This is a genomic window from Stenotrophomonas sp. GD03877 (genome assembly GCF_029840555.1).
Lineage (GTDB): Bacteria > Pseudomonadota > Gammaproteobacteria > Xanthomonadales > Xanthomonadaceae > Stenotrophomonas > Stenotrophomonas geniculata.
On sequence record NZ_JAOCCT010000028.1, the window covers coordinates 46,520 to 70,871 of the forward strand.

At 62.0% G+C, this 24,352-nt stretch carries 26 protein-coding genes; 6 read left to right on the top strand and 20 right to left on the bottom strand.

Going from position 1 to position 24,352, the window contains the following annotated elements; translation table 11 throughout:
* Positions 1-94 precede the first annotated feature (94 nt).
* From N5D20_RS18430 to N5D20_RS18450, 5 genes are all read right to left on the bottom strand, one after another.
* A complete protein-coding gene (locus N5D20_RS18430) occupies positions 95-724 on the bottom strand; it encodes a cyclin-dependent kinase inhibitor 3 family protein (RefSeq protein ID WP_306341171.1) in 630 nt (209 codons plus the stop codon).
* Positions 725-1,822: 1,098 nt separating this feature from the next.
* Positions 1,823-2,254, bottom strand: a complete 432-nt coding sequence (locus N5D20_RS18435; RefSeq protein ID WP_031269101.1) for an NIF family HAD-type phosphatase — start codon at positions 2,252-2,254, stop codon at positions 1,823-1,825.
* A gap of 88 nt (positions 2,255-2,342) precedes the next feature.
* Entirely contained in the window at positions 2,343-2,972 is a 630-nt protein-coding gene (locus N5D20_RS18440) for a hypothetical protein (RefSeq protein WP_136191796.1), read from the bottom strand.
* 175 nt (positions 2,973-3,147) lie between these two features.
* On the bottom strand, positions 3,148-4,089 hold the full coding sequence (locus N5D20_RS18445) for an SseB family protein (RefSeq protein WP_049401588.1): 942 nt from the start codon (positions 4,087-4,089) through the stop codon (positions 3,148-3,150).
* A 2-nt stretch (positions 4,090-4,091) separates the two neighbouring features.
* The gene (locus tag N5D20_RS18450) at positions 4,092-4,385 is read right to left on the bottom strand and encodes a BPSL0761 family protein (RefSeq protein WP_223224794.1); all 294 of its coding nucleotides are present in this window, start codon (positions 4,383-4,385) and stop codon (positions 4,092-4,094) included.
* Between the two features lie 294 nt (positions 4,386-4,679).
* Between N5D20_RS18450 and N5D20_RS18455 the strand changes: the two genes are divergently transcribed.
* The 5 genes from N5D20_RS18455 (at position 4,680) to N5D20_RS18475 (ending at position 11,503) form a co-directional block, all read left to right on the top strand.
* Positions 4,680-4,943 carry a cation transporter gene (locus tag N5D20_RS18455; protein WP_021201833.1) on the top strand — a complete coding sequence of 88 codons (264 nt, stop codon included), beginning with the start codon at positions 4,680-4,682 and terminating at the stop codon, positions 4,941-4,943.
* Between the two features lie 233 nt (positions 4,944-5,176).
* Complete coding sequence (locus tag N5D20_RS18460; protein ID WP_232017559.1) at positions 5,177-5,476, top strand: hypothetical protein; 300 nt, start codon at positions 5,177-5,179, stop codon at positions 5,474-5,476.
* 143 nt (positions 5,477-5,619) lie between these two features.
* On the top strand, positions 5,620-6,855 hold the full coding sequence (locus N5D20_RS18465) for a TolC family protein (RefSeq protein WP_279948134.1): 1,236 nt from the start codon (positions 5,620-5,622) through the stop codon (positions 6,853-6,855).
* Positions 6,852-8,366, top strand: coding sequence for an efflux RND transporter periplasmic adaptor subunit (locus tag N5D20_RS18470; RefSeq protein ID WP_005413406.1), 1,515 nt, complete (start codon positions 6,852-6,854; stop codon positions 8,364-8,366). Before N5D20_RS18465 ends, N5D20_RS18470 begins: the two co-directional genes overlap by 4 nt.
* Positions 8,363-11,503 carry a CusA/CzcA family heavy metal efflux RND transporter gene (locus N5D20_RS18475; protein WP_005413407.1) on the top strand — a complete coding sequence of 1,047 codons (3,141 nt, stop codon included), beginning with the start codon at positions 8,363-8,365 and terminating at the stop codon, positions 11,501-11,503. The genes N5D20_RS18470 and N5D20_RS18475 overlap by 4 nt, the downstream gene beginning before the upstream one ends.
* A gap of 104 nt (positions 11,504-11,607) precedes the next feature.
* Here the strand turns inward: N5D20_RS18475 and N5D20_RS18480 are convergent, their stop codons facing one another.
* Both N5D20_RS18480 and N5D20_RS18485 read right to left on the bottom strand, forming a co-directional pair.
* Positions 11,608-12,438 (bottom strand): DUF4198 domain-containing protein, encoded by an 831-nt coding sequence (locus N5D20_RS18480; protein WP_005413408.1) that lies wholly within the window; start codon positions 12,436-12,438, stop codon positions 11,608-11,610.
* A gap of 26 nt (positions 12,439-12,464) precedes the next feature.
* Positions 12,465-12,794, bottom strand: a complete 330-nt coding sequence (locus N5D20_RS18485; protein ID WP_223025135.1) for a TonB-dependent receptor — start codon at positions 12,792-12,794, stop codon at positions 12,465-12,467.
* A 46-nt stretch (positions 12,795-12,840) separates the two neighbouring features.
* Between N5D20_RS18485 and N5D20_RS18490 the strand changes: the two genes are divergently transcribed.
* Positions 12,841-13,029 (top strand): arginase family protein, encoded by a 189-nt coding sequence (locus N5D20_RS18490; protein WP_187756563.1) that lies wholly within the window; start codon positions 12,841-12,843, stop codon positions 13,027-13,029.
* Between the two features lie 29 nt (positions 13,030-13,058).
* Here N5D20_RS18490 and N5D20_RS18495 read toward each other — a convergent pair whose 3' ends face one another.
* The 13 genes from N5D20_RS18495 to N5D20_RS18555 all read right to left on the bottom strand — a co-directional run bounded on the left by N5D20_RS18495 (position 13,059) and on the right by N5D20_RS18555 (position 24,337).
* Positions 13,059-13,610 carry a DUF305 domain-containing protein gene (locus N5D20_RS18495; protein WP_031269107.1) on the bottom strand — a complete coding sequence of 184 codons (552 nt, stop codon included), beginning with the start codon at positions 13,608-13,610 and terminating at the stop codon, positions 13,059-13,061.
* Between the two features lie 74 nt (positions 13,611-13,684).
* Positions 13,685-13,960 (bottom strand): hypothetical protein, encoded by a 276-nt coding sequence (locus N5D20_RS18500; RefSeq protein WP_005413412.1) that lies wholly within the window; start codon positions 13,958-13,960, stop codon positions 13,685-13,687.
* Positions 13,961-13,988: 28 nt separating this feature from the next.
* On the bottom strand, positions 13,989-16,310 hold the full coding sequence (locus tag N5D20_RS18505; protein ID WP_219625521.1) for a copper-translocating P-type ATPase: 2,322 nt from the start codon (positions 16,308-16,310) through the stop codon (positions 13,989-13,991).
* Positions 16,311-16,371: 61 nt separating this feature from the next.
* On the bottom strand, positions 16,372-17,301 hold the full coding sequence (gene copD / locus N5D20_RS18510; RefSeq protein WP_017354978.1) for a copper homeostasis membrane protein CopD: 930 nt from the start codon (positions 17,299-17,301) through the stop codon (positions 16,372-16,374).
* 10 nt (positions 17,302-17,311) lie between these two features.
* Entirely contained in the window at positions 17,312-17,695 is a 384-nt protein-coding gene (gene copC, locus N5D20_RS18515) for a copper homeostasis periplasmic binding protein CopC (RefSeq protein ID WP_005413416.1), read from the bottom strand.
* A 178-nt stretch (positions 17,696-17,873) separates the two neighbouring features.
* Complete coding sequence (locus tag N5D20_RS18520) at positions 17,874-18,224, bottom strand: four-helix bundle copper-binding protein (RefSeq protein WP_012480213.1); 351 nt, start codon at positions 18,222-18,224, stop codon at positions 17,874-17,876.
* A gap of 70 nt (positions 18,225-18,294) precedes the next feature.
* Positions 18,295-18,660, bottom strand: coding sequence for a DUF411 domain-containing protein (locus tag N5D20_RS18525; RefSeq protein ID WP_019184727.1), 366 nt, complete (start codon positions 18,658-18,660; stop codon positions 18,295-18,297).
* A 173-nt stretch (positions 18,661-18,833) separates the two neighbouring features.
* Positions 18,834-19,379 (bottom strand): nuclear transport factor 2 family protein, encoded by a 546-nt coding sequence (locus N5D20_RS18530; RefSeq protein ID WP_223224792.1) that lies wholly within the window; start codon positions 19,377-19,379, stop codon positions 18,834-18,836.
* A complete protein-coding gene (locus N5D20_RS18535; protein ID WP_005413420.1) occupies positions 19,363-20,133 on the bottom strand; it encodes a cytochrome c in 771 nt (256 codons plus the stop codon). The genes N5D20_RS18530 and N5D20_RS18535 overlap by 17 nt, the downstream gene beginning before the upstream one ends.
* Positions 20,134-20,145: 12 nt before the next feature.
* Complete coding sequence (locus tag N5D20_RS18540; RefSeq protein ID WP_005413421.1) at positions 20,146-21,414, bottom strand: copper-binding protein CopB; 1,269 nt, start codon at positions 21,412-21,414, stop codon at positions 20,146-20,148.
* Entirely contained in the window at positions 21,411-23,279 is a 1,869-nt protein-coding gene (locus tag N5D20_RS18545; protein WP_012480217.1) for a copper resistance system multicopper oxidase, read from the bottom strand. The genes N5D20_RS18540 and N5D20_RS18545 overlap by 4 nt, the downstream gene beginning before the upstream one ends.
* Before the next feature lie 113 nt (positions 23,280-23,392).
* Positions 23,393-23,812, bottom strand: a complete 420-nt coding sequence (gene copL, locus N5D20_RS18550; protein ID WP_012480218.1) for a transcriptional regulator CopL — start codon at positions 23,810-23,812, stop codon at positions 23,393-23,395.
* A 174-nt stretch (positions 23,813-23,986) separates the two neighbouring features.
* Positions 23,987-24,337: a helix-turn-helix transcriptional regulator gene (locus tag N5D20_RS18555; protein ID WP_049432857.1), complete on the bottom strand. Its 351-nt coding sequence runs from the start codon at positions 24,335-24,337 to the stop codon at positions 23,987-23,989.
* Positions 24,338-24,352: the final 15 nt, after the last annotated feature.

Consider the following 24,352-nt stretch of genomic DNA (forward strand, 5'->3'; position numbering starts at 1 on the left):
ACGCCGTCGATTTCTGGATCCAGACCTAAGAAGCCCTCGAGTTCTGGATCCACAGGCAACTCGTCCTTGAGTTCCTGACTGCGCACCTGAGTGGTCAAGCTCCGCCCGGGTGAAGGCTCTGCGCCCAGTACTCTAGGAACTCCTCTTGAGCAATCGTTTCGATTGCGCCTGGCCTGGCATGCCGCACCATGTGGATGGCATCCGATGCCCGCTTGGCCTCGCCAGACTGCAGCAAAAGCATGGCAGCGACCGTTCCCGCGCGTCCCAACCCCCCCTTGCAGTGGACCACGATCCTTTGACCGCTCAGCATGTCAGCGACGAGCTCAGCACTTAGCTGTAGCCAATCTTTGAGGAGTCTGTCGTCTGGTGCGGCTCCATCAGTGATTGGCAGTCCATGCCAAGAGATGCCCTTCCCCGCCACTATCGCCGGTAAGCTCTCGATTCGAAGGTCCTTGAGCTCCCAAGGCTCAAGCAAGGTGACTAGGTGAGTGGCACCCCAGTCCTGAATAGCCGAGACGTCCACATCTAGGTCTCTCGCCCATGCTCCAGTCATGGCGACTTCCTGGTACTTGCCTGGCGCAAATGTCACCCCTATGCCGCCTCCATGGGCTCCAACAGGCAACTCTGCAATCAGTAACGGGTGGCTAGCGCTGGTGCGCATCATTTCGGCTCTCCCAACATGCGGTAACGTTCTGCGTCGTGCGCCGGGGCGCTCCCCGCTCATTCGCTGCACGGCTAGGATATCGGATGTTCAGATATCGTTGAACTGGAGAGAACACCTAAGGGTCAATATCGGAAAGTCAGATAGACAGTCTGTGGGCAGGTTGATATCCTGACAACTGGTATCGCGATTTGAGGGCTGTGTGGCCTATGTCGTTAGCCAACCGACCCTCATCGCGCCCTGGCCAGAACTGGACAATTTCGTTCGTTCAATAGGTCCCTTTCTTGCGTGCGCGTGGTGCGCGCTAGAGCGCTCAAGAACGGCTAGTTCGCCGGTAGCTGCTGAGGGGTTGGCCTCGCAGGCACTTGACACGCTTGCGACGCTGCGCGTCCTCCATCGCGAACCAGTCGAATGTTCTCGGCTTGCCGCAAGATCTCTGTATGAGCCCCTGGCTTGGTCCTACAAATCTCCGTGGTCTCGCAGTGACTTGAACCTTGAGTCGGCATTGACCCGGTCGCTCACCCAGTGGGCGGCTGAGTGCACGCCCAGTGCGAGGCGGAATCTCGGAATTTCACTGGCATCCACCGAAGCTCGAGCGTACTTGGCAAACCTTCTGCGGAAGCATCGGTTGGACCCGAAGCTAGGCGACGGGCTTCAGTCGATTGGATCGCCTGAATGGAATGCGCTCAGCTTGGGGCGTAAGCGCTACGTGCTGTGGGCGAGCATGCGAAATTCTGCCTCGGAGTTCATACAAAGCGGTTTGGATGAGCATGCCGCGAGGCGAGCACTTGATCGCGAGATAAAACGCAGATGCATCTGGTTAGCTGGACGCGAGCAAGCTGGAACCCTCGCCCGGAAGGATTTTTGCTTCTTGCCTGGTCAGGGTTGGCGTCAGCCGTTGATCCTGGACGTTGCAATGGAGACTTTCCTGCCGCTGGGCATGGCGTACTGGCTGGAACCTAGCGGCAGTTGGCAGCTTTAGCTTCTAGTCTGAGTAGACCGACCAGCTGCCACGGGTCCATGAGATGGTTTGAGGGGGCTCAGGACTCTATCGCGGTAAACGCCCCCCCAGGTCTATATCGACGGTTCTCCAACGAAGCGCTGGACCTTGGTTGACCGGCGAGCCTGTGGCCCATTGGACGCTGGCCAAGAGATGGCCCTCTAGTACTCGTTCAGTCGCTTACGGATTGCCTCGATGGCATCGTCCAGTCCCGCGTCGTCCTCGGGGTAAGGAGAACAAAACAGTTGAACCGGGACCCAGCAATGTTCCTGTCCCGGTTGTACATAGGGGGCGTAATCATCTAGTAGCCATGCAGAGCCGATGGGCTGGGAAACGTTGGCAAGATCCTTCGTCGGCCCAGTCCAGTCTATGTATGGCAAGCGGGCAAACCAACCCGGGGCCGCTCCTTCGCAAGCCAATAGGTCGGCAATCTCGCGAAATCTAGGCTCCGGAACTGTGGTGAAGATGACTAGACCCTCAAAGAGCGACTTTGCCGACTCCAGAAATTCGTAGAGGCCCGGGCGCGGGATCTGGCTTACAGCGTTGGAAATCAGCGTTCCTTCTAAGTCCAAGGCGAGGATGGACGGGCGCATTGTGTAATGGTCCTCTTTGGCGGGGGTGAACGTCGGTACCGCTACCAAGCCCCGCCGGAGGGTGATCCGCCGGCGGGGCTTGGTAGCATCAGACATCTTCGAACTCGCTCGCTTGCTTGAGTTGGTTCTCAAGGAAATCAATGCGCTTCTGAAGATCGGCACTTAGATAGGCTTTGTCCGTAAAGTCCATTGCTGTCTCAGGGATCATCTCCAGCTCGACGCGTGTGGATGTAGCTTGACGAATCGCCAAGGTGGTCCAGGCCTTATCGCCCTTGACGAATCCGACAGTGAATCGAGCCGTAACATGGTGTTCGGGCTTGAGGCCTTCGATGGAACGGAAATCGCTGCGCACCTTCGACGTGGCTACAGGCTGTACATCGCCATTGATGTACAGCGCCGCATTCCAGCTCGCTTCGCTCAATGGCAGTGTTGAGCGGTTGATGATGCGGGCGGTGATGACTGGCTTGGGCCCAAAGAAGCTGTTTTCCATCCGGAACTCTGGATCAACCGCACTGACCCTCTTTAGCTCGGCGATAGTAGGAAGTTGATCGTTGGCCTCCTGTCGTAGCGCTTCTATCTCCTTGGGATTGCTATCCCTGATGTGCTTAACCTGCCCTCTCACCACCTGCCTTACGGAAGCGTTTGGGTAGGTCTGGTTCAGTTTTTCAAGAAGGTCGGCAGGGATTCGTGAGAAAAACAGCCGAATCGTCTCTAACACCATGATTCAACGAGGAAACACCCCTCGACGTCAGGCAGTTCGTGGATTACAGACCTAGGCTTGATTGAACCAGAAGCCGCGTGACACAGGCATTCCTGGAGTACTGCTCAGGCACGCGTGCCCTTCTTGAATATTGGATTCAAGAGTTTCCACGCTCCTGACCCAACGGAAACCTTCAAGAAGGCTCTGACCGTCGCCTGATCCATTGCAGTAGTTCCTCGTGCGGGATCGTACGTCCAGCGTCGACGTCGGCCATACCCTCGCGGGTCCGCCGTTCCTTCTCTTCCTCGGTCAATCCCGGAAGGAGTGCTAGTAGCTTATCTTCAGGGCTCATAGGCCGATGAGCTGTGCTCAAGTTGGCTTGATTCTCGTGAAAAAATATGGGCAGGATCTGGGGATCATCCAAGCCCGCCGGCAAAGGCAGCGATACGTCGTGGACCGCCAAGTCGATGATGACGTCCAAATCTGAGCATAAGGGCTGTATGGCGGTGGTCACCAGACGAGCCGCCCGCTCGGCGAAAGCCAGGTCCACCACCAGCCAGATCAACAGACCGGGAGGCTGTTCGACGCCCCCTGACGAGTGAGTTTCCAGGAGATAGGCCGACGAGACGAAGTCGGCGTGCTCAAGGCTGCCGCTGATGGCCGGAGCGAGCCAAGCCGGCGCGGCCTGGGCAGGTCTCACCGCGAACTCCGCCGGCGCCAGACGTTCCACCCTGGCCAGAAAGCCCGTATCCAACAATGTCGCAACCTCTTCCGGGTACAGGACAACGCCGCCGTAGTTGGGATTGAGCATCAACGTCGCGCCGCGAGTACCGGTTAGCAGCTCACGGCCTGAAACTCCCAGAATTCTGACAGCAGACGAGCTGGCCGCCTGCGCCTTGTCGAGCGAGGTAAAGAAAGGGATCGCATCGAAACCGTCAGGATGGCGGAACTGGACCAGCCGCAGTGTCTGCGCGTCGTCCGAGATGGGCGCATGCACGTACACGATCGCATCCATCAGTCGCTTGAAGAATGCGCGTTCCTCGGCCGCACTGTCGCGGGCCCGTTCAAAGGAAGCCTCCAGCGCTGTCTCCGCAGACGTAGTCCCTCTTCCACGCGGCCTGCTCGGTTGCTTCATGGTCAGATGCGATGAGGGCCGAGCGGGTACCCGGAGAACCAATCCGCCTCGATCTCGCTGCTCAGGTAGGGTCGTACGAAGGCCGACTGGGTCAGCGCTCGCAGCCGCTCTTCGTGCTCAGCAATCGCCTCGATGTCGCTGACGGTTGGATAGTGCCGCAGCAGTCGATATGCCTCTTGCCGCACCTCTTTAGGCACGGCTTGGCTGGCCGCTAGCTGCCTGAGGAACGCGCCCGCCTGCAGCACATTGCGGGTGCGCTCAGATGGCATCGTCATGACATCAAGAATGACTAGCACTAAGGAATGCTTAGCTTATCGCGTTTGTGGCCGGCCAGGGCACGGTGCAACTACAGACCTTGCGATTCCTGTATTAATGTAATATAATCAATAACTTAATTCGCATAAGTGAGCGTTATGTCCATGGAGTGAGGGCCAATAGGAACGAGCAGGTAGCCTGAGCCTTCCCATGATGGGAAGGTCAACAACGCGGGACGGATTACCACTCAACTTGCCTGTCGTTTGACCTTCCCACCGTGGGAAGGCTCATCGTCACGCCGTCGGCAAACCGCCGATGCTTTTGGAGGGTTGTCCATGAATCTCGTTGTTGAAGGTATGACCTGTGGTCACTGTGTCCGAACGGTCACCCAAGCCATTCAGGCCCTTGACCCCCACGCCCAGGTGGACGTCGATCTGGGCAGTGGCGTGGTCAAGATCGAGGGCCTGCTTGCCGTAGAACAGGCGGTTGAGGCTATCCAGCGGCAAGGCTATGTGATCGCTGCGGTGCTCCCTTCTGAGGCTGGTACGCCGGCCGCCCCGGCCGTCGCATCCTCCTGCTGCGGCGGATGCCACCGCTGAGTCCGCGCGAGGGCTTGATCCTGATCAATGACAGTCGGCCCCAAGAGGGCTAGACTGGCCATCATGAGAGCTCGCACGTCCCCTGCCCTGATCTGCCCAGCGTCCGCAGGCGCTGCTTCGGGCGTGCGGGAGCTGTCATGGTGAGGCTGCTGAGGCGATGGCGGCGACCCCGTTCTCGTGCCCGACTGGCATGGCTGGGACTGTGGGCGCTGCTGCTGCAGCAACTCGCGCTGGTGGCTTACGCCTGTCCGCTGGAATCGGTGGAAGCTGGACAAGCGACCCTGATGGTCGGTTGCGAAGAGATGTCCACGCCGGATCCCGATGCTCCGGCGTTGTGCGACCAGCATTGCCAGCGCGATCACATCGCCACGGCCGATGCGAAGGCCCCTCAAGTGCCTTACCAGCCCGCGCTGGCCGCCTTCGCGCTGGTGCAGGCTCTGTTGCCACCGGTACACGCGCAGTTGTATCGGGATGTTCCGGTGTGCGTGTCCGATCCGCCTCCCCTGCAGCGCTTTTGTAGCCTGCTGATTTAAGCCCCCTCCTGGATTGACCCGTGCTCGTGCTGCATGCGTTGCAGCGCGCTCGTTGTCGTTTCCCGGAGGTCTTATGGAGATGTCTTTCTTCTTGCGTGCAAGGCGCAAGATGGCGTGTGGGTTCGTGTTTGCCCTGGCGCTCAGTGGGTCCTGTGCTGGCGGCATCGCCCGCTATCCCGATCAGCTACACAGAAGCCCTACAACGGGCGCTTGCTAACGCCCCAACCCTGCAGGTGCGCCGATCGCAGATCGATGCCAGTACCGAAGAAGCCGCGCGTGCTGGCGCGCTTCCCGACCCACGTTTGATCGTGGGGCTGGCGAACTGGCCCGTCAGCGGACCCGATGCCTTCAGCTTGCGGGCCGATGAGATGACCACCCAGCAAATCGGTCTGATGCAGGAGTTTCCTGCGCGTGCGAAACGACGTGCCGAGCACGCCTTGGCGCAAGCGACGCTGGCGCAAGCGCGCTCACTGTCGATGGCCGAACAGCAGATGGTGGCCCAAGCGGCCGCGCTGGCCTGGATCGAGCTGTGGAGTACGCAGCAAGCCGTAGATGCGTTGGAAGGTCTGCGCGAGCCGGCCCGTATAGCCGAGCGTGCGGCGCGTGCTCGCTTGGCAGGCGGCACGGCCGGGGCCAGTGATGTGCTTGCCGCCCAGGCCGCCCTACTGCAGTTGGACAATCGCCTGGAGCAGGTACATGCGGAGCACGCCGCCGCGCAGGCCGGCCTGGCGCGGTGGTTGGGTATTGCACCAGAGGCGATCTTGGCCAGTGGTGCGGCACCGGATTTTTCGCAGTTGCCATTGGAGCCCACCCAACTGCTGGCCAAACTGGACCAACACACGCCACTACTGGGCTGGGAGGCACGCGAGAGCTTAGCCCAGGCCCAGGTGGATGCGGCCGTGGCCGAAACCCGCCCGGATTGGAGTGTGGAGCTCACCTACGGACGTCGCGAGCGCGCACCCGACGGCATGGCGCGCAGCGACATGCTCATGGTGGAAGTGGGTGTGGGCCTGCCGCTGTTCCAGAAGAACCGCCAAGCACGAGGCATCGCGGCACGGCGGGCCGAGCTGGAGGCGGTGTCCGCAGAGCGCGATGAGGCCCGGCGCATCCAAGCCGAGTCGGTGCAACGCGCGATAGCGCGATGGCGCGGGTTAACCGGCCAGTTGGAGCGCCAGAACACGCAGAGCCTGCCTTTGGCGCGCGATCGTGCACGCACGGCGTTGGCCGCCTACGGCGCCGGTGCCGACCTGCAGCCGTGGCTGGAAGCGCGGCGCGATGAGATCGAATTGCACCTGGAGAACGCCCGTCTGCTGGGCGAACAGGGCCGTGCCTGGGCGGCACTGGCCTATCTGCTACCCCATGAGGAGAACACGCCATGAGCCCGACCAAGACGCGTCTCACACAGCTCGCCGTGGCCCTCGGGTTGCTGGCGCTCGGCTTTGCCGGCGGCTACGCCTGGATGACTCGAACCTCTGATACCACCCCGCCCCCCGGCACGAGCGTCGCAGATCAAGCACGCAAGGTGCTGTACTGGTACGACCCCATGGCGCCGGAGCAGCGATTCGACAAGCCGGGCAAATCTCCGTTCATGGATATGGAGTTGCTGCCCAAATACGCAGATGAGGCCATAGGGGGCGGAACGCAGATCGATCCGCGCCTGCAGCAGAACGTGGGCATACGCACTCAGGAAGTGACGGTAGAGTTACTAGGGACTGCCGTACGCGTGCCGGGCACACTGACGTGGGATCTGACCCAGGAAAGCGTGATCAGTGCGCGCATGGAAGGCTTGATCACCCACGTGCAGGTAAAGGCGCCGTTTACCGAGGTTCGTCGTGGTCAAACGCTGGCCACCGTGCAGGCCCCGGCATGGAACGCGGCCATCGCCGAAGCACATGCCCTGAGCCAAGCTCAGTCCGCGGGCGCGCGTGAGCTGCAGGGTGCGGCGCAACAACGGTTGCGTTCGTTGGGTGTTCCTTCTGGCGCCTCGGCCAGAAGTGGCGTCGTGCTTAGCGCAGACCACAGTGGTGTCGTGACCGAGATCCTGGCACGCGAGGGACAGACGGTGATGCCCGGTACGCCACTGTTCAAGATCAATGGGCTGGACACGTTGTGGCTGGAGGCCTCGGTACCCCAGGCAGCGCTGGGCACCTTGCGGCCGGGGACCTCAGTGCAGGCCACGGTCAGTGCCTGGCCGGCAGAGCGCTTTGCCGGACAGATCCAGGCGTTGCTTCCCCAGGTCGACATGGCTAGTCGCACGCAGCGGGCGCGAATTGTGCTGCGCAACCCGCAGCGTCGGCTGGTGCCGGGCATGTTCGCCGAGGTTCTGGTGCAGCCCGACGCCGAGCAGGCCCTGCCAGTCGTTCCCACGGAGGCGCTGATCGCCACCGGGCGGGACAGCCGGGTCATCGTGCAGGATCCGGACGGGAGCTTCCGGCCAGTGCGGGTGAGTGTGGGACGTAGCGTGCAAGGGCGCACGCAGATCGTGGCAGGCTTGGCCGGTGGTGAACGCGTGGTCGTCTCGGGTCAGTTCTTGCTCGACTCCGAAGCCAGTCTCTCCGGTGCGTTGGAGCGCCTGGGTGCTGCACAACCGACACGCCCTGCCAGCGCATCAGGTGTGCACGAGCGCCATGACGCCGGGCACGAACCACGCACTGTCGTGCCGTCACCGTCCAGACAGCCGGCGCCTGTCGCGCCAGACACCTCCACCTCTACGCCGCCGCGCTGCCCGGTGCAGTACTGGTATGACCCGATGGTGCCGGAGAAGCATTTCGACAAGCCGGGCAAGTCACCGTTCATGGATATGCAGTTGGTACCCAAGTTCGGCCCCGCCGCAGCCGCTGATTGCCAGGCAAGCGAGGTCATGTCCGAAGCGATGGAGGGCACACCATGATCGCGCGCCTGATCCATGCTTGCATCGCCAATCGCGTGCTGGTGCTGGTTGCCGCCGCGCTGCTGGCGGTGGTCGGTATCTGGTCGGTAAAGAACACGCCGCTGGATGCGCTGCCGGACCTGTCCGATACCCAGGTCATCATCCGCACGCAATGGGCGGGGCAAACCCCGCGCATCATCGAAGACCAGGTCACCTACCCGTTGGCCACCACGATGTTGTCCGTGCCGGGCGTGAAGGCGGTACGCGGCTTCTCCTTCTTCGGTGATTCATTCGTCTACATCCTGTTTGACGATGCCACTGATCTTTACTGGGCGCGCTCTCGAGTGCTCGAGTACTTGAGCCAGGTACGCGATCGACTTCCGCCGAATGTGAATCCGGCGCTGGGTCCTGATGCGACAGGACTGGGCTGGATCTACCAGTACGCCTTGGTGGATCGAACAGGTCAACGTGATGTGGGGCAGCTGCGTGCGTTGCAGGACTGGTTTCTTCGTTATGAGCTAAAAACCGTGCCGGACGTGGCTGAAGTAGCCAGTGTGGGCGGTGCGGTGCGCGCCTGGCAGATCCAGCCCGATCCGCAGGCGTTGGCGGCCCGTGGACTGACGGTGGCCGAGCTCATCGAGGCGGTGGATGCGGCCAACGGCGCTACCGGGGGCTCGGTGATCGAACAAGGCGAAGCCGAACTGATGGTGCGCAGCGAAGGCTACCTGCGCACACAGGAGGCGTTCGAACAGGTGCCGGTAACCGGCAACGACGGCATCCCCGTCCTGCTCGGCGAGGTGGCCACGATCAGTCGCGGGCCGGTCTTCCGTCGTGGTATCGCAGAGTTGGATGGTCAAGGTGAGGTGGCCGGCGGCGTGATCGTCCTGCGGACCGGCAAGGATGCCTTGGGGGCCATTCGGAACGTCAAAGCGCGACTGCAGGCGTTGCAATCCAGCTTGCCCGAGGGCGTGGAAGTGGTGCCGGTGTACGACCGCTCCGAGCTGATCCAGGATGCGGTACGCAACCTCACCCACAAGCTTGGCGAAGAGTTTCTGGTCGTAGCGCTGGTATGCCTGCTGTTCCTGTGGCACCTACGCTCGGCGTTGGTGGCCGTCATCACCCTGCCTTTGGGTATCCTGGCGGCCTTCATCGTGATGCACGCCCAGGGGATCTCCGCCAACTTGCTGTCATTAGGCGGCATCGCCATCGCCATTGGTGCGATGGTCGATGCAGCGGTGGTGATGATCGAAAATGCACACAAGCATCTGGAGCACTGGCGGGAGGCGCACGGCCGGGAACCTCAGGGTGAGGAGCGCTGGCAGCTGATGGCCCGCTCGGCGGCCGAGGTCGGACCGGCCCTGTTCGCCAGCTTGCTGGTCATCACCCTGTCTTTCGTGCCGGTTTTTGCCCTGCAGGCGCAGGAAGGGCGATTGTTCTCGCCTCTGGCCTACACCAAGACCTACGCGATGGCCGCCGCAGCAGGGTTGTCGGTGACCTTGATCCCCGTCTTGATGGGCTACCTGATCCGCGGCCGCATCCGCCCGGAACAGCAGAACCCCATCAATCGCATCCTGATCGCTGGCTATCGGCCCATCCTGCTGTGGGTCCTCAAACATCCCGGTGTCACCTTGCTGCTCAGCGGCCTGCTGCTAGTGCTCACCTTGATCCCCTTTAGCCGGTTGGGCAGTGAGTTCATGCCGCCCTTGGAAGAAGGCAGCCTGTTGTACATGCCCACGGCCCTGCCCGGCCTGTCCGCCGACAAGGCCCGTCAGTTGCTCCAGCTCTCGGGCCGGATGATCAAGACCGTACCGGAGGTTGAGCACGTGTTCGGCAAGGCGGGCCGTGCCGAAAGTGCGACCGATCCGGCACCGATCGAAATGTTTGAGACCACCGTGACCTTCAAGCCGCGGGATCAATGGCGCCCGGGCATGACCCCCCAGAAGCTACGCCAGGAGTTGGACGCAGCGGTCAAGATTCCCGGTCTGACCAACCTATGGGTCCCGCCCATTCGCAATCGCATCGATATGTTGGCCACCGGCATCAAGAGCCCGATTGGGATCAAGGTCTCCGGACCCGATGTGGAGCAGATCGAGCGCCTGAGCCAGCAGATCGAGCAGGTGGCCAAGACTGTGCCCGGCGTGAGTTCGGCACTGGCCGAACGCGTCACGGGTGGGCGCTATGTCGATGTACAGGTGCGCCCGGAAATCGCTGCACGTTACGGATTCACTCAAGGCCAACTCCAGCAACTGATTGCCACGGTCGTTGGCGGTGATCCAATCGGGGAAACGATCGAGGGGCGCGAACGCTATCCCATCGTCTTGCGCTACCCCCGTGGCCAGCGTGACTCGTTGCAGGCCTTGCAGGATCTGCCGCTGATCGCGCCAGGCGGTGTGCAACTGACCTTGAGCCAGGTGGCGGAGCTGTCAATCAGCCCAGGCCCGCCGATGCTCAAGAGCGATAACGGCCGGTTGGTGGGCTACATCTACGTGGATGTGGCCGATCGCGACTTGGGATCGGTGGTCCAGGACCTGCAAGCCGCGGTGCAGACCCAGGTGAGTTTGCCTGCCGGCTATGGTCTGGCGTGGTCGGGGCAGTACGAGTATCTGCAACGGGCTTTGGCACGCCTGCAATGGGTGGTGCCCGCGGCGTTGGCGATCATCTTCCTGGTCATCTGGATGGTGTTTCGCCGGCTTAGCGATGTATCCATCATCCTGCTCAGCTTGCCCTTGGCGTTGGTGGGCGGTTTCTGGTTGATCTGGGGGCTGGGCCATGCGATTTCGGTGGCCAGCATGATCGGATTCATCGCCCTGGGCGGCGTTGCGGCTGAGTTCGGCGTCATCATGCTGCTGTACCTGCGTCATGCCTGGGAGCAGCGCTTGGCCAGCGGTGCGCCGGAAGATGTGTCTACCCTGCAAGAGGCTATCTACGAAGGCGCCGTGCAACGGGTGCGCCCGAAGGCGATGACGGTAGCCGTCATCCTAGCCGGGTTGTTTCCGCTTTTCGTCGGTGCCGGTGCCGGCTCGGAGGTCATGCAACGTATCGCCGCGCCGATGCTGGGTGGCATGCTCACCGCACCGGTGCTCTCTATGGTGGTGATTCCCGCAGCGTTCTATCTAGTGCGGCGACGTGGATTGCGCGCGGCGCGGGGCGACCAATGAGAGACAGACTGAGCACTTGAGGTAAGTCCCCACAAAAAGACGCCAGTCATGGAAGAAGTCATGACTGGCGTCAAAGGGGAGAGTACCGCCTACATGCTTACTTATCAGTGCCCGGCGTGCGGGGAAATCTCAAAGCTCAGCGACGCCCGATCCGACACAAAATCCAAACCCTTTTGTGTAGAGGGCACAATGTGATTGGTGTGGATGTACCAGGTCTTGGCGGTGGTCACCTGGAAACTGGCTTGGCCTTGGGCATCGGTGCGCAGGAGCGTAGCGCTACCGTGCCCACCCTTGACCGGTGCGTCAGCACGATGACCGACGTACACGCGTAGGTTGGGCACTGGCGTGCCCTGCTGCAGCACCTGGAACGACAGCTGTTCGCCGACCTTCACGCTTCCAGGATTGCGGGCCAAGCGGATCTCCAGCGGATAGCCCAGCGAGGCAGCGAAATCGTCGGTCAGTTTTGTGCCCACCTGTCCAATGGTACGAGCATGCTTGGTATAGCTATAGGTGACCCCTTTGGGAAACTTGCTCGCATCATAGGTGGCCAGGGTATCGGGCAAGTCTTCCAACTCCAGGTACTTGCCGAACTCGCTGGCCGTACGCGTGCTGGTGGAGGCCATCGTCGAGACCCCCAGCAGATAGGTGCCCTCGCCCGCCGGATGCACGGTGAGCTGGCTCTGCTTGCCGACCTCTTTCCAACTGGCCAAGTCCGGTGCAGCCTTAGCGCCGCCCTGACTCAGCGAAACGTCCTGTAGACGCGCTCGGGTGACTGCACCTGCACTTTCATCGAAGGTGCCATTGTTCACCAACGCTGTGTTCGCCTCGCCCGCTGCGGTGCCAGGCTTGGAGAAAGCGACAAACAGGTCGTGCGCACCGGCACTGCCGGCCACAGCGAACAGCAGTAGTGTGGCGGATAGTTGCGTGTTTCTCATGATGTGTAGCTCCTCGTGATCGTGGCTTACCAGTGGTAACCAAAGCGGACATTCCAGCGACGACCCAGCAAGTCGTACGTCATGGTGTCGGTGTCGGTGTTGGGGTTGTTCTTCACGAACGGCGCCTTCTTATCGAGCACTTTTTCAACGCCGGCGGAGATATCCCACTTCTTCTTGATGCCGTAGCTCAGTTGCAGGCTGTGGTACACCACGCTGGACACATGCGAGCCGATCGTGTCGGGCACGGCGATGATGTCGTCCGCGCTGCCGATGTACTGCGCCGAATAGACGCCGGTCCAACGGTTCTTGCCCATACGCAGTGAGCCCAAGCCACGCCACTGGGTGTAGCTACCCAAGCCGCTGGTGATCTTGCCGGCGTACTCAATGGTGGTGGCCCCGGGCGTGAGCGCCCCCAACCCACGCGGGGTGAGTCTGGAGGTCCTGGAAGCCCTGCTGGATCTGGTCATGGCCTCGGGCAAGGTACGTGTGGTCGACGTGGCGGAACTGTGTCCGCCCCTGGATCCGGATCAAGCCACCGCACGTGTGGCCGCGCGTTTGATCCACCGAATGGTCAGTGCGCAGGCTCAGTGAAGTGATATCGGCTGGCAAAAGGCAGTGAGCTAATGGGAACGCTCAGCCAGCAACTGCTTCATTTGCGCGATCTCCTGTGTCTGCGAGGTAATAATGTCCTGGCAGAGCTTCACCAACTCAGGATCCTTCAGACGATTCTCCTCACACATCAGGATGGCGCCAGCGTGGTGGGGAATCATCGAACGGATGAACTGTTTGTCAGTGACCGCTGCTTGAGTGCGAATGCCCCACCAGCAGAACAGCATGAACGCCACCGTCAGACCAGCCAGAATCAGATTGCGTCGGCGATCGGGGTACATGCTGGACATTAGCCACAGCTCGATCAGCAGCATGGGAGCGGCCATCAGGCCCGCCATGTAGAACTGGTTCACGTTGTTATAGACGTTAGCCCACTGATCGACCATTGCGTACATCAATGCGTACATGGCCACGAAAGACAGGCCCATCATCAACAACAGGCGGCCGTAATGGCCTTGATGCCCTTGTTGTGCCTGGTGGGCAGGTTGGTGTGAGGCGTGCGGTTTTGCGTGCTGGGACTGCGGGTCTTGCGCGTTTTCGTGCGTACCGTGCGAAGAGGACATAACAATCTCCGTGGGAATGGCAGAACGGCGGAAGAACCCGCGAACTGTTGGAACAGCTCCCGGGCTGAGAACACTTACATACCCTTGCCGGCAGCGAATTCCTGCGGGCTCAGCTTGCCATCTTTGTTGCTATCGAGCATGCCAAAGTGCGGCGCCAGCTTGTGCTTGGCCAGTTCTTCCTTGGACAGCGAGCCGTCCTTGTTGGCATCGAGCTTGGTGAAATCGGCATCGGCCGCCGCCGGCTTGTGCTGACCGTGGTCGGTGGTGGGCGTGGTGGTCTGGCCGCCGGCGAAGGCCGCGCCCGCCATCAGGAATAAGGCCATCATCGAGAGGGAGGCATAACGCTTCATTGCAGTACTCCTTGTGGGATATGAGCCATCAGTGACAGGAATGGCCGCGCGCAGGCTCATCGGCGCGGTCAGGGTGGGGGGTGGCAACAACGGTGGAGCCGGACAAACGCAGGGCATTGGTGACCACCGAAACCGAGCTCAGGCTCATGGCCAGGGCCGCCATCATCGGACTGAGCAAAAGGCCGAAGCTGGGATACAGCAAGCCGGCGGCGATAGGCACGCCGATGGCGTTGTAGACGAAGGCGAAGCCCAGGTTCTGCTTCATATTGGCCACCGTCAAAGACGAGATGGCACGGGCTTGCACGATGCGCCTCAAATCACCCTTGACCAGGGTGAGCTGGGCGCTGGACATGGCCACATCCGTGCCCGTCCCCATCGCGATGCCCACATCGGCTGCCGCCAGGGCCGGCGCATCGTTGATGCCATCGCCAGCCATGGCCACGCGACGACCCTGGGCTTTGAGTTGCTGGACCAGGTCGGCCTTGTCCTGCGGCTTGACGCCACCACGCACATCCTCGATGCCCAGCGTGCGCCCCACGGCCTCGGCCGTCGCCTGTGCGTCACCGGAGGCCATCACCACGTGCAGGCCATCGGCACGTAGCAGGTTCAAGGCAGGCAAGGTCGTGGCTTTGATGGGATCAGCCACCGCAATGGCGCCGGCCAACCGACCATTGACCGCCAGGAACATCACGCTAGCGCCTTCTTTCCGAAGACGCTCGGCGCTGCTTTGCAAAGGTGCTACATCGGCGCCAACCGACGCCATCAGGCTTTGGTTGCCGAGCACGACATCCTGATCGGACACGCGCCCGCGGACGCCTTGGCCGGTGAGCGAATCAAAATCTTGGGCGGCCACCAGGTTCAAGCCACGTCGCTGGGCTTCAGCCACGATGGCCTCGGCCAAGGGGTGCTCACTGCCCTGCTCCAAGCTGCCGGCCAAACAAAGGATCTGATCGGCGTCGAAGCCGGCGTTGGAGAGCGTGTCGCGAAAGGCTGGACGCCCCTCGGTCAACGTACCGGTCTTGTCCACGATCAACGTGTCGATCAGACGTAGCTGCTCGATCGCCTGAGCATCGCGGAACAGGACCCCGACCTGCGCAGCGCGGCCAGTGGCGACCATGATCGACATGGGGGTAGCCAAACCCAAGGCACACGGGCAAGCAATGATCAGAACCGATACGGCATTGAGGACGGCAAAGGTCCAGGACGGTTCGGGTCCAAACAGACCCCATCCGAAGAACGTGAGCACCGCCGTGGCCAGCACGGCCAGGACAAACCAGTACGCCACCTTGTCCGCCATACGCTGCATCGGCGCGCGGGAGCGCTGGGCTTGGGCTACCAACTGCACAATCTGCGCCAGTACCGTCCCGGATCCGACTTTGTCCGCCCGGATGACTAAGGCGCCCGTCCCGTTGAGCGTGGCGCCTATAACGTGATCACCGACAGCCTTCTCCACCGGAATGGGTTCACCGGTCAGCATCGACTCATCGACACTGGCGCGGCCTTCGATGACTTCCCCATCGACCGGCACCTTCTCGCCCGGTCGTACGCGAAGCAGATCACCCACGTGCACGTGATCCAGCGCAACGTCCTCTTCGCCCCCATCGGGTTTGACGCGGCGAGCCGTCTTGGGCGCCAATCCCAGCAGGGACTTGATGGCCGCCGAGGTTTTGGAACGCGCCCGCAGTTCCAGCAGCTGTCCGAGCAGGGTGAGCGAGACGATGACCGCTGCCGCCTCGAAGTAGACCCCTACCCGTCCATGCTCGCGGAAAGAGTCCGGAAACAGGTCCGGTGCCACGGTGGCCACCACGCTGTAGCCAAACGCGGCGGCCACGCCGATGCCGATCAGCGTCCACATGTTGGGGCTGCGATTGCCGATGGACTGTAGGCAGCGCTCAAAGAAAGGCCACCCCGCCCAGAGCACCACCGGGGCGCTCAGCACGAGCTCAATCCAGGTGCGCGCCTGCGTGGACAAGCCGGGCAGACGGTGTCCCAGCATGGCCAAGACCAGGACGATCAACGTCAAAGGCAACGTCCACCAGAACCTTCGGGTGAAATCGCGTAACTCTGGATTGTCGTCCTCCTCCAGCGAGGGCATCTCCGGCTCCAGCGCCATGCCGCAGATCGGACAGGTGCCGGGACCTGGCTGACGAATCTGCGGATGCATCGGGCAGGTGTAGACCGTGGCGTGGGTACCGCTGGGTTGGGCCACCGCTGCTGGGGCGGTCACTTCAACTTGCTGGGGAGCATCGTCCGTATAGCGGACGGGATTGGTGATGACCCGTCCATCCGCAGCCTCGACAGGGGCTGCGCCTGCAGAATGGTGATGGTCATGGGACGACGGTGAGTTCATGCCGATGCTCGCTTTAGTGGGGATGGACTGCCAAGGCAGTGTGCCATTGCGGGTTACACAGCTATTCGGGGCTGAGCGTCCCGAGCACTGAAACAACAATCAGGATCAAGATGGCCAGCGCGGCCTCAGCCGTAACACTCTGCCGCAAAGCCCGCACCTCCTGCGCGGGATCTCCGCTGGTCAGCGCTCGTTCCAAGCGCGGCACCAGCGTCCATCGGTGCAGCGCTCCCAAACCCAGCATTCCAGCGAACAGGGCCAGTTTGAAAAGCAGCAACTTCCCGTAGGTGCTCTGGAACAGGGCCGAAAACGACCACGCGGTGAGATCCCCGTAGTGCGCGATGCCGGACACGATGAGCGCACCAACGAAGATCGTTCCCAGCGTCGAAAAACCATGCAGAAAGTCATGCGTTGATCGCAGACGCCCGCTGCCGTTCGTCTCTTTGCCGCGCAGCAGCATGGCAAGGAACATCAGGACCGCTGCGATCCAGCCGCCTGCCGCGAGAAGATGGACGATGCCTGCAGCAAGCCGGACCGCGCCTGCCAAGCCCTCGCCAGCGGCGGCGTGGCCGTTCCATGCCAGCGAAGCGAGTGCGCCGCCCGCCAGCATCGCCCCCAGCGGGAAGGCGGTCTCCACCTTCCCGCGGCGACGATGCCATCCGAGCACGAACATCAGGGCGACCAGCAGCGCGCCTCTCGCCATGGCTGCCCGGCCCGCGGACGTCTCGAGCAGATACCAGCCAAGCGATGCGCGATCAACCTCGGCAAGCGGCATTCCCATGATGCCCGCGGTCTTGAAGACGACATCGAGCCCGGTGAGCACGAGACCGGCTACGGCACCCGCCAATAGAACGCCCATGAGTGACCACCCGGCCAAGGCGTCGGCGAGTGCCGATCGACGCGACCCGTACCAACCGAAGAGTGGAACCCCGAAAAGAACCATGATGACAAGGTATTCCAAGAATCTCAGTGCATAAGCCGACAGGTCGAACATTCGCGACTCCTCAGCGCACCGTGAAGCTGAAGCTGCCCGGCATGGGGTGGTTGTCACCACCGACGGCGCGGTATTCCACGGTATAGACGCCCGGAGCCAGCGGTCCAGGCAACTTGGCACGCAGGGTCTTGCCGTTGTTGACGATCTCGGTCGTGAAATTCTCGATCGGCATGGTGGAACTGCCGTGCTTCATGAGCAACTTGAGACGCGACGCCCGCGGAATCAATGTCTCGTTGAACACGAGATCGATCTGGCCTGGCGAGGCCACCACCGCATTTGCCGCCGGTGTGGACTGCTGCAGCGCGGCGTGGGCGTGCGCGACCTGCAGCGAAAACTGCCCGGCCGCGATTGCGAGGACGAGCGCGAAGGAGCGAATGACGTTGGACGACTTCATATGGATAAATCCTCATTGGAATGTGATGCAAAGCCCGTTCGGGAGGGGCCGCGCTGTGTTCGATGCGACAAGCGTTAGATGTCGGACTGTCACTGAAACCACGATTTGTCGGATTTTCTTGATACTTCCGCTTTCGCGAGACGAGGATCCCACCGGCTCAGGCGGGATCCTCGACGCATTACGCTGCCATGGCGCTGCAGCTTTCCGCGCAGCGGCGACAAACTTCGGCGCAGCGCGTCATCTCAGGGTCGTTCATGGCGTCGCATGCATCGGCGCACTGGCGGCAGATCTCCGCGCAGGCACCGCAAACCACGTCGTGAACGCTGGCACCGCGCAGCATCGCGTCGGCACTGGTTGCGCAGGTATCGGCACACGTCGCCAACAGGGCGATGTGCTCCGGGGCCGCGTGAACACCTCCTTTGGTCAGGCAGTAGTTGATGGTCTCCAGGCAGATCGCATGGCATTGCGTGCAGTTGTCGATGCACTCGTTCATGGCCTGGGGCCGGTGTGCTGCGGAATGGTGAGTCATGTAGTTCTCCTTCTTCCTCGCGGGCGAGAATCGGCGCGCCCGCAACACCGTCCCCTGTTGCTGCGACGGATCAGTGCTGTGCGAACGGTTCAGTGGTTCCGTCGCGATGTATCAGCTCGACCGTGAACGGCTGCTGGCGTCCCTCCGGGACCTCCATGCCCGGAGAACCAAGCGGCATCCCTGGGAGGACCAGGCCGCGTGCGTTCGGCTTTTCTTCGAGGAGACGCTTGATGTCCGCGGCCGGAACGTGGCCTTCGATGACGTATCCGCCGATCTCGGCCGTGTGGCAGGAGCCCTTTGCATAGGGGACACCCAACCGCTCCTTGACCAGACCCAGGTCATCCATGTCGTGCACATCCACGGTGAATCCCGCCTTCTGCACGTGGTCGATCCAGACACCGCAGCACCCGCAGGTCGGGGTCTTGTGGACGGTCATGCGTGGCAGGGCTGCTGGAGTCGCGTCGGCTGATTGGACGACAACCTGTGCGGAGGGCGAGGTTGTGGGTTGCGCGGATGAAGCATCCTGGGTGCAAGCACCCAGACCAGCCACGGCAAGGACCACAAAAGTCAGACGGTGCAATGTGAGCGTAGTCATTTCAATCTCTCGACTCAGCGCTTGGTCCGCGAGGACCAGTGGATGTGGACGATCCGCCAGCCGTCCGCGGTCTCCTTCAGCACCATCGTCTCGTCGCTCTGGACGGTCAGTGGCTGGCCGTCCTTCTGGGCATGCAACTCGCTTTCGGTTCCGACCCACGCGAACTCGCCAGCGGCTCGTGCGCGCTGACGGAGCAGCTGGCGATGGGCGCCCTTGAGGAACGCCGCATCGCTGACTGCGTGATGGCCCATGTATTCCTCGCGGCTGCGTTCGGCGCCCCCGGACTCGAGGATGAGAACGTCGGCAGCGAGCAGGGCTTCGACCGTGGCCAGATCGCCGCTAGACAGGGCCCTGTTGAAACGCTCCGCTACGGCGACCGCGGCCTCTGCAGTGACTGGGACGTCGACGTCCGCAGATGCCGCGGCAGCGGGGTGATGTGCGTGCGGCTGTGTCGCCTGCGCCATTGCGGGGGACACGACGGCCAGTGCCAGTGCGAGGGTGAACGAGATTGCTGTTGCGTTCATTGCGTGGGCTCCAAGAAGATCAATGGGGGTGCGCATGGCCGTCATCGGCCACGGGCGTGTGTGGTGCAGGGTGCGACTCCACCTTGCCGTCGGGATGGCCGTGGCTCACCAACCCGACTTCCGTGTCGCTGGGTGTCGGGCCGTGGTGATCGTCGTCCACGCCCGGCGGGTGCGCATGCGGCATGGAGTTGTTGCCCGGCTCGAATAAGGCAGGGTGATCCTCGGCCTTTTCGTCGTCATGGTGGCCTTGCGTCTCGCCGCCGCCATGCGAATGGCCCTCGCTGCTGTCGACAAGTTCCTTGTACGCAGTCGCGTCCAGCGTGGGCAACTTCTGCAGGAAGGCCGACATGTTCCATATGAACTCATCGTCCATGCTGCCGCCCCAAGCGGGCATGCCGCTGGCCTTGATGCCGTGCTTGATCACCCAGAACGCCTCAGCTGGAGCGACCGGCTGTTTGCTTAGGTTCGGTGGCGCGGGGTACAGGCCCTTGCTCATCTCGGTGGCCGCCGCGTCTGGTGAAAGATGGCAGGTCACGCACATGGCGTTGTAGTTGCCCGCACCCTGGCGGATACGCTCAGGATCATCAAGGTTCGTGGGTAGCTGAAGCTTGGCGGCGCGCACCTCAATGGAACGCTCGCGCGCCGTTTCAAGTAGCGCATACACCGGGCGACTATGCGGATCGTCGGCGGCCACGTTGTACACGCCCAGAGAGAGCGTGGCGGTTGCGACCACCGCAACCAATGCCACGCCGGCACCGAGCCATACCCACATCTTTTTGTTGGATTTCATTGTCAGTTCCCCTTAGAACCAGGTACGAAGGCCGATGACCAAGCGCGTGTCTTCAAAGGACTCGCCATGCTCGCGTCGCATGTCTGCGGTATTGCCAAACGCGCGCTCGTACACCACGCCGATGTAGGGAGCGAACTTTCGGGTGAACTCATAGCGAAGTCGTAGCCCCGCCTCAGCGGCACTCAGACCCGAACCTATCCCGCGCAATGGATCGTTCTTGCCATAGGCGGTGACTTCCACCAGCGGCTGCAAGATCAGCCGGTTGGTTAGCAGCAATTCGTACTCGGCCTCGACATTGGCGGCAGTCTGGCCCCCTTCGCCGAGATAGGCTGTGGCGGACACTTCGAACTTCATCGGCGCCAAGCCCTGTACACCGATAGCGGCGAAGTTCTGCGATGCCCCAGGCTTGAAGTCATGACGCACACCGGCCACCACATCCCACCACGTGGAGATACTGCGGCCGTAAAGCACTTCCAGATCAGCCGACTCGGTCTGACCATCCGTGCGTTCGCCTTCACTGCGGAGCCAGACGCGATTGAGGTCCGTACCGATCCAGCCCTGGCCCTCCCAGCCCAGCCCGGTGCCCGGATCGGCATCCCAGGTTTCCAGGCGATTGAGCAGCACGTAGCTCTTGATCGAGTTGTCATGCACCGGATGCGCGTGTTCCGGCGCGATGGCCGCCTTGCGATCCGCGTCCGTCACCGCGGGAATCGGGGTGCGCGGCTGCGTTGGCGCTGCAGGCCCGTGTCCCATCTGACTGTGGTCCATGCCCTCCATCGATTGCATTCCCGCTTCTGGTGTAGCGGGCGCGGGCGAATCATGGCCCATCTGCGAATGGTCCATCCCCTGCATCGCAGGCGTGGCCGTGCCGGAGGTGTCGGCTGCAGCGGGCTGTGCCATCTGACTGTGATCCATGCCCTGCATCGACTGCGCCTGCGCTGTGGGCGCCGCAGGTGTGCTCGCGGGCGAGCCGTGCCCCATCTGCGAATGGTCCATGCCCTGCATGGCAGGCTCGGCTGCGTTAGCCTGCGGCTCGGCGTGGCCCATCGCCGCATGATCGATCGTCGCTTCGCTCGTCTTGGCCGGTGTTGCAGGCTTTTGGGCTGGCGCAGGTTTTGATGTCGGTGCCTGATGTGCAGAGTGATCCTGAGTCTGGGTCTGCGCGCCCTGCTCCATCTGCATGGAGCCGTGCTGCATAGATTGGGCGCTGGCCGCATTGGCCAGGGCCAGCGAGATAGCCGTCAGCGCAGTCAGGGTGGTATCGCGTCTATTGATGTTCATTCGTCGACCCTCACCGTGCGCATCATTCCGGCTTCCATGTGATAAAGCAGGTGGCAATGGAACGCCCAGCTGCCCAACGCATCGGCACGCACGCGATACGTGCGTCGGCTACCTGGCGGCATATCCACCGTGTGCTTGCGCACCATGAAGTTGCCGTTGTCGTCCTCCACGTCACTCCACATGCCGTGCAAATGGATGGGATGGGTCATCATCGTGTCGTTAACCAATACGATGCGCATACGCTCGCCGTAGTTCAGCCGCAGCGGCTCGACATCGGAAAACTTCTGACCGTTGAAGCCCCAGGAGAATTTCTCCATGTGTCCGGTCAGATGCAGCTCGATCTCGCGACCGGGGTCGCGTCCGTCAGGGTCTTCAAAGGTGCTCTTGAGCATGGAATACGTCAGCACATGACGGCCGTTATCGCGCAGGCCATTGCCCGGATCATCCAAGCGCGAACTCACACTCATGGCTTGGTTGTCCAACAGGGGATTGTTGGTCTCGCTAGCAGGGTGTGATTGCATGCCCCCGTGCTGCATGCCTGCCATGGCACCATCGCCGGCGGCGGGCATCGCATGGCCTGCATGGGCCGAGGTCGCGTTACCGCTGACAGGTGGGGTCATGCCAGGCATGCCCATGGCCGCACCACAGCCGCCTTCCATGCCCTTGCTGCCGCCAGACATATCCATCGACCCATGATCCATGCCCATGTCTGCCATCGTCAGCAGCGGCCGGGGATCCACAGACGGAACGGGCGCGCGTAATCCTTCGCGCACAGCGAGCGTGCCGCTGATGTAGCCGGTGCGACCGGAGTCTTGGGCAAAGATGGTGAATGCGTCCTGCCCGGAGGGCTCCACGATCACATCGAAGGTTTCTGCTACCGCGATGCGGAACTCGTCGACGGAAACCGGATGGACATACAAGCCATCTGCCGCCACCACGGTCATCTTCAGCCCCGGAATACGCACATCGAAGTACGTCATGGCAGAGCCATTGATGAAACGCAGGCGCACCTTCTCGCCACTGCGGAACAAACCGGTCCAGTTGCCCAGTGAGGTCGTGCCGTTCATCAGGTAGGTGTAGGTGTTGGCGTTGACGTCGGACAGGTCCGTGGGCGTCATCCGCATCACGCCCCACATCTTGCGATCTTCCAACGTGGCCGACAGGCCGTTGCGCTTCACATCGCGCGCAAAATCGCCGACCGTGCGCTTGTAGTAATTGTCATGGCCCGGCATCTTCTTCAAACGATCGAACAGGGCCGTCGGGTCCAGGTCTGTCCAATCGCTCAGCATCACGACGTAGTCGCGATCGAAACTGAAGGGCTCCGGCTCCAATGGGTCGATGACGATCGGGCCATAGAGCCCGGCTTGTTCCTGGAACCCTGAGTGGCTGTGGTACCAGTAGGTTCCGCCCTGATGCAGGGTGAACCGGTAGTGGTAGGTCTCACCACGTCCGATACCGTCAAAGCTCAGACCCGGCACGCCGTCCATGTTGGCCGGCAAAATGATGCCGTGCCAATGGATGGAGGTGTCCGCGCCATGGATGGAGTTAGCGGGCAATGCATTAGAGACGCGCAAGTTGACCGTGGTGCCTTCCCGCCACCGCAGCAACGGCGCCGGAACGGACCCGTTGACCGTGATCGCGGTGCGGGTCTTGCCGGTGAAGTTCATCGGCGTCTCGCCAATGGTCAGGTCAAACTCAGTGCCCGATAGTACGTTGGGTTGTCCCGGCCCCTTGAGCGCCCAACTGGCTTTGGGCCAGAAACCTAATCCTGCGACTGCGCCTCCCAAGGCCAAGCCTTGGACAAATCGCCGCCGCGAAGGCAGCAGCGGTCCACCGCGTGGACCACGAAAATCATCATGCGACATGAAAATGCTCCAAGCGTCGTGTTGCCACCGGCGGGCGGTGGTACAGAGCGGGCGGCTGGCCTAAACAGGCATGCAAGCCACACCAACGGCGCCATTGCGGCGCCTAGGGACGCTTAGCCGATCGGTGGTCGGATCAGATGAGGCAAGGCAGGTGCCGCATGCCCTAGGGGCAGCGGCATGACATCCAGGCCCAAGGCCAGTTGCACCGAAACATGCAGGCGCGCAGGAAGTGCGCTCGCGCAAGCGTGTACGCAGGCGCACCGGCACGCAGAAGACTTGCAACAGTCGGGACCGGCATGGTCGCCATGCCCAGTGCCAGCCTTTTCAATCGATGTGGCATCGGGATGATGCTCAGCACTGTGATGGGCGAAGCAGTCTTCGTCGACTTGCACCGCGGCAGCCACTTCGCTGGCCTGCTCTTCCATGACCGGGTTCATACTGACGGACGCAAACGCCGACCACGCGCCGTTAAGCACGAGCATGGCGATCAGGAACAGTCGCAGTAGAAGTGAGGAGGCTGACACGGGCGACATGGTATATCACTTTAGACAAGGCGCGTGTGTATCGGTCGTGAACAAAATCTCAAGTAAGCCTGAGATGTCGCGACTTGTCAGTCGCACTAGCCGCGGACACTGCAGCTCCCTCCAGAAGCGCCCAAAGGGCGGGTTGAGGCGAAGAGTTGCCCATAGGGCGAGCGCTTGTTCGGTTTACTTCTCGGGCGTGGCCTCGATCAGCTTCACCAACTCGCGCTTCTGCTGCTTGCTTAGCGAGCCCCAGCGCAGGAGCAACTTGGCCAGCAGATCATCGTCGGTGTAAAGGAAGGCGGCGGGGATCCCCAACGCTTGGGCCAACCACTCAGCAATCTCCAGCATGGGCTCGTGCTTGCCACGCTCGTACTGGTTGATTCGGGGGCTGGCCACGTGAGGATCCAGACCGGCCCGGATGCCCAACTCCTTCTGCGACAAACCCGTGTGCAGGCGGGCTTGTTTGAGGCGTCGAGCGAAGGTCGGTGTTGAGTCGACGGACAAAGTCACGCGCGCACCCCATGGAGACCCCATAAGGATGGCGGATGT

Excerpts from the sequence above, each read along its gene's own strand:
- N5D20_RS18435 (WP_031269101.1), bottom strand. The coding sequence starts at position 2,254 with ATGCGCCCGTCCATCCTCGCCTTGGACTTAGAAGGAACGCTGATTTCC.
- N5D20_RS18540 (WP_005413421.1), bottom strand. The coding sequence starts at position 21,414 with ATGAACATCAATAGACGCGATACCACCCTGACTGCGCTGACGGCTATC.
- N5D20_RS18525 (WP_019184727.1), bottom strand. The coding sequence starts at position 18,660 with ATGACCGTCCACAAGACCCCGACCTGCGGGTGCTGCGGTGTCTGGATC.
- N5D20_RS18520 (WP_012480213.1), bottom strand. The coding sequence starts at position 18,224 with ATGACTCACCATTCCGCAGCACACCGGCCCCAGGCCATGAACGAGTGC.
- N5D20_RS18475 (WP_005413407.1), top strand. The coding sequence starts at position 8,363 with ATGATCGCGCGCCTGATCCATGCTTGCATCGCCAATCGCGTGCTGGTG.
- N5D20_RS18500 (WP_005413412.1), bottom strand. The coding sequence starts at position 13,960 with ATGAAGCGTTATGCCTCCCTCTCGATGATGGCCTTATTCCTGATGGCG.
- N5D20_RS18545 (WP_012480217.1), bottom strand. The coding sequence starts at position 23,279 with ATGTCGCATGATGATTTTCGTGGTCCACGCGGTGGACCGCTGCTGCCT.
- N5D20_RS18430 (WP_306341171.1), bottom strand. The coding sequence starts at position 724 with ATGAGCGGGGAGCGCCCCGGCGCACGACGCAGAACGTTACCGCATGTT.
- N5D20_RS18530 (WP_223224792.1), bottom strand. The coding sequence starts at position 19,379 with ATGCGCACCCCCATTGATCTTCTTGGAGCCCACGCAATGAACGCAACA.
- N5D20_RS18555 (WP_049432857.1), bottom strand. The coding sequence starts at position 24,337 with ATGGGGTCTCCATGGGGTGCGCGCGTGACTTTGTCCGTCGACTCAACA.
- copD (WP_017354978.1), bottom strand. The coding sequence starts at position 17,301 with ATGTTCGACCTGTCGGCTTATGCACTGAGATTCTTGGAATACCTTGTC.
- copL (WP_012480218.1), bottom strand. The coding sequence starts at position 23,812 with ATGTCGCCCGTGTCAGCCTCCTCACTTCTACTGCGACTGTTCCTGATC.
- N5D20_RS18535 (WP_005413420.1), bottom strand. The coding sequence starts at position 20,133 with ATGAAATCCAACAAAAAGATGTGGGTATGGCTCGGTGCCGGCGTGGCA.
- N5D20_RS18470 (WP_005413406.1), top strand. The coding sequence starts at position 6,852 with ATGAGCCCGACCAAGACGCGTCTCACACAGCTCGCCGTGGCCCTCGGG.
- N5D20_RS18480 (WP_005413408.1), bottom strand. The coding sequence starts at position 12,438 with ATGAGAAACACGCAACTATCCGCCACACTACTGCTGTTCGCTGTGGCC.
- copC (WP_005413416.1), bottom strand. The coding sequence starts at position 17,695 with ATGAAGTCGTCCAACGTCATTCGCTCCTTCGCGCTCGTCCTCGCAATC.
- N5D20_RS18455 (WP_021201833.1), top strand. The coding sequence starts at position 4,680 with ATGAATCTCGTTGTTGAAGGTATGACCTGTGGTCACTGTGTCCGAACG.
- N5D20_RS18445 (WP_049401588.1), bottom strand. The coding sequence starts at position 4,089 with ATGAAGCAACCGAGCAGGCCGCGTGGAAGAGGGACTACGTCTGCGGAG.
- N5D20_RS18495 (WP_031269107.1), bottom strand. The coding sequence starts at position 13,610 with ATGTCCTCTTCGCACGGTACGCACGAAAACGCGCAAGACCCGCAGTCC.
- N5D20_RS18505 (WP_219625521.1), bottom strand. The coding sequence starts at position 16,310 with ATGAACTCACCGTCGTCCCATGACCATCACCATTCTGCAGGCGCAGCC.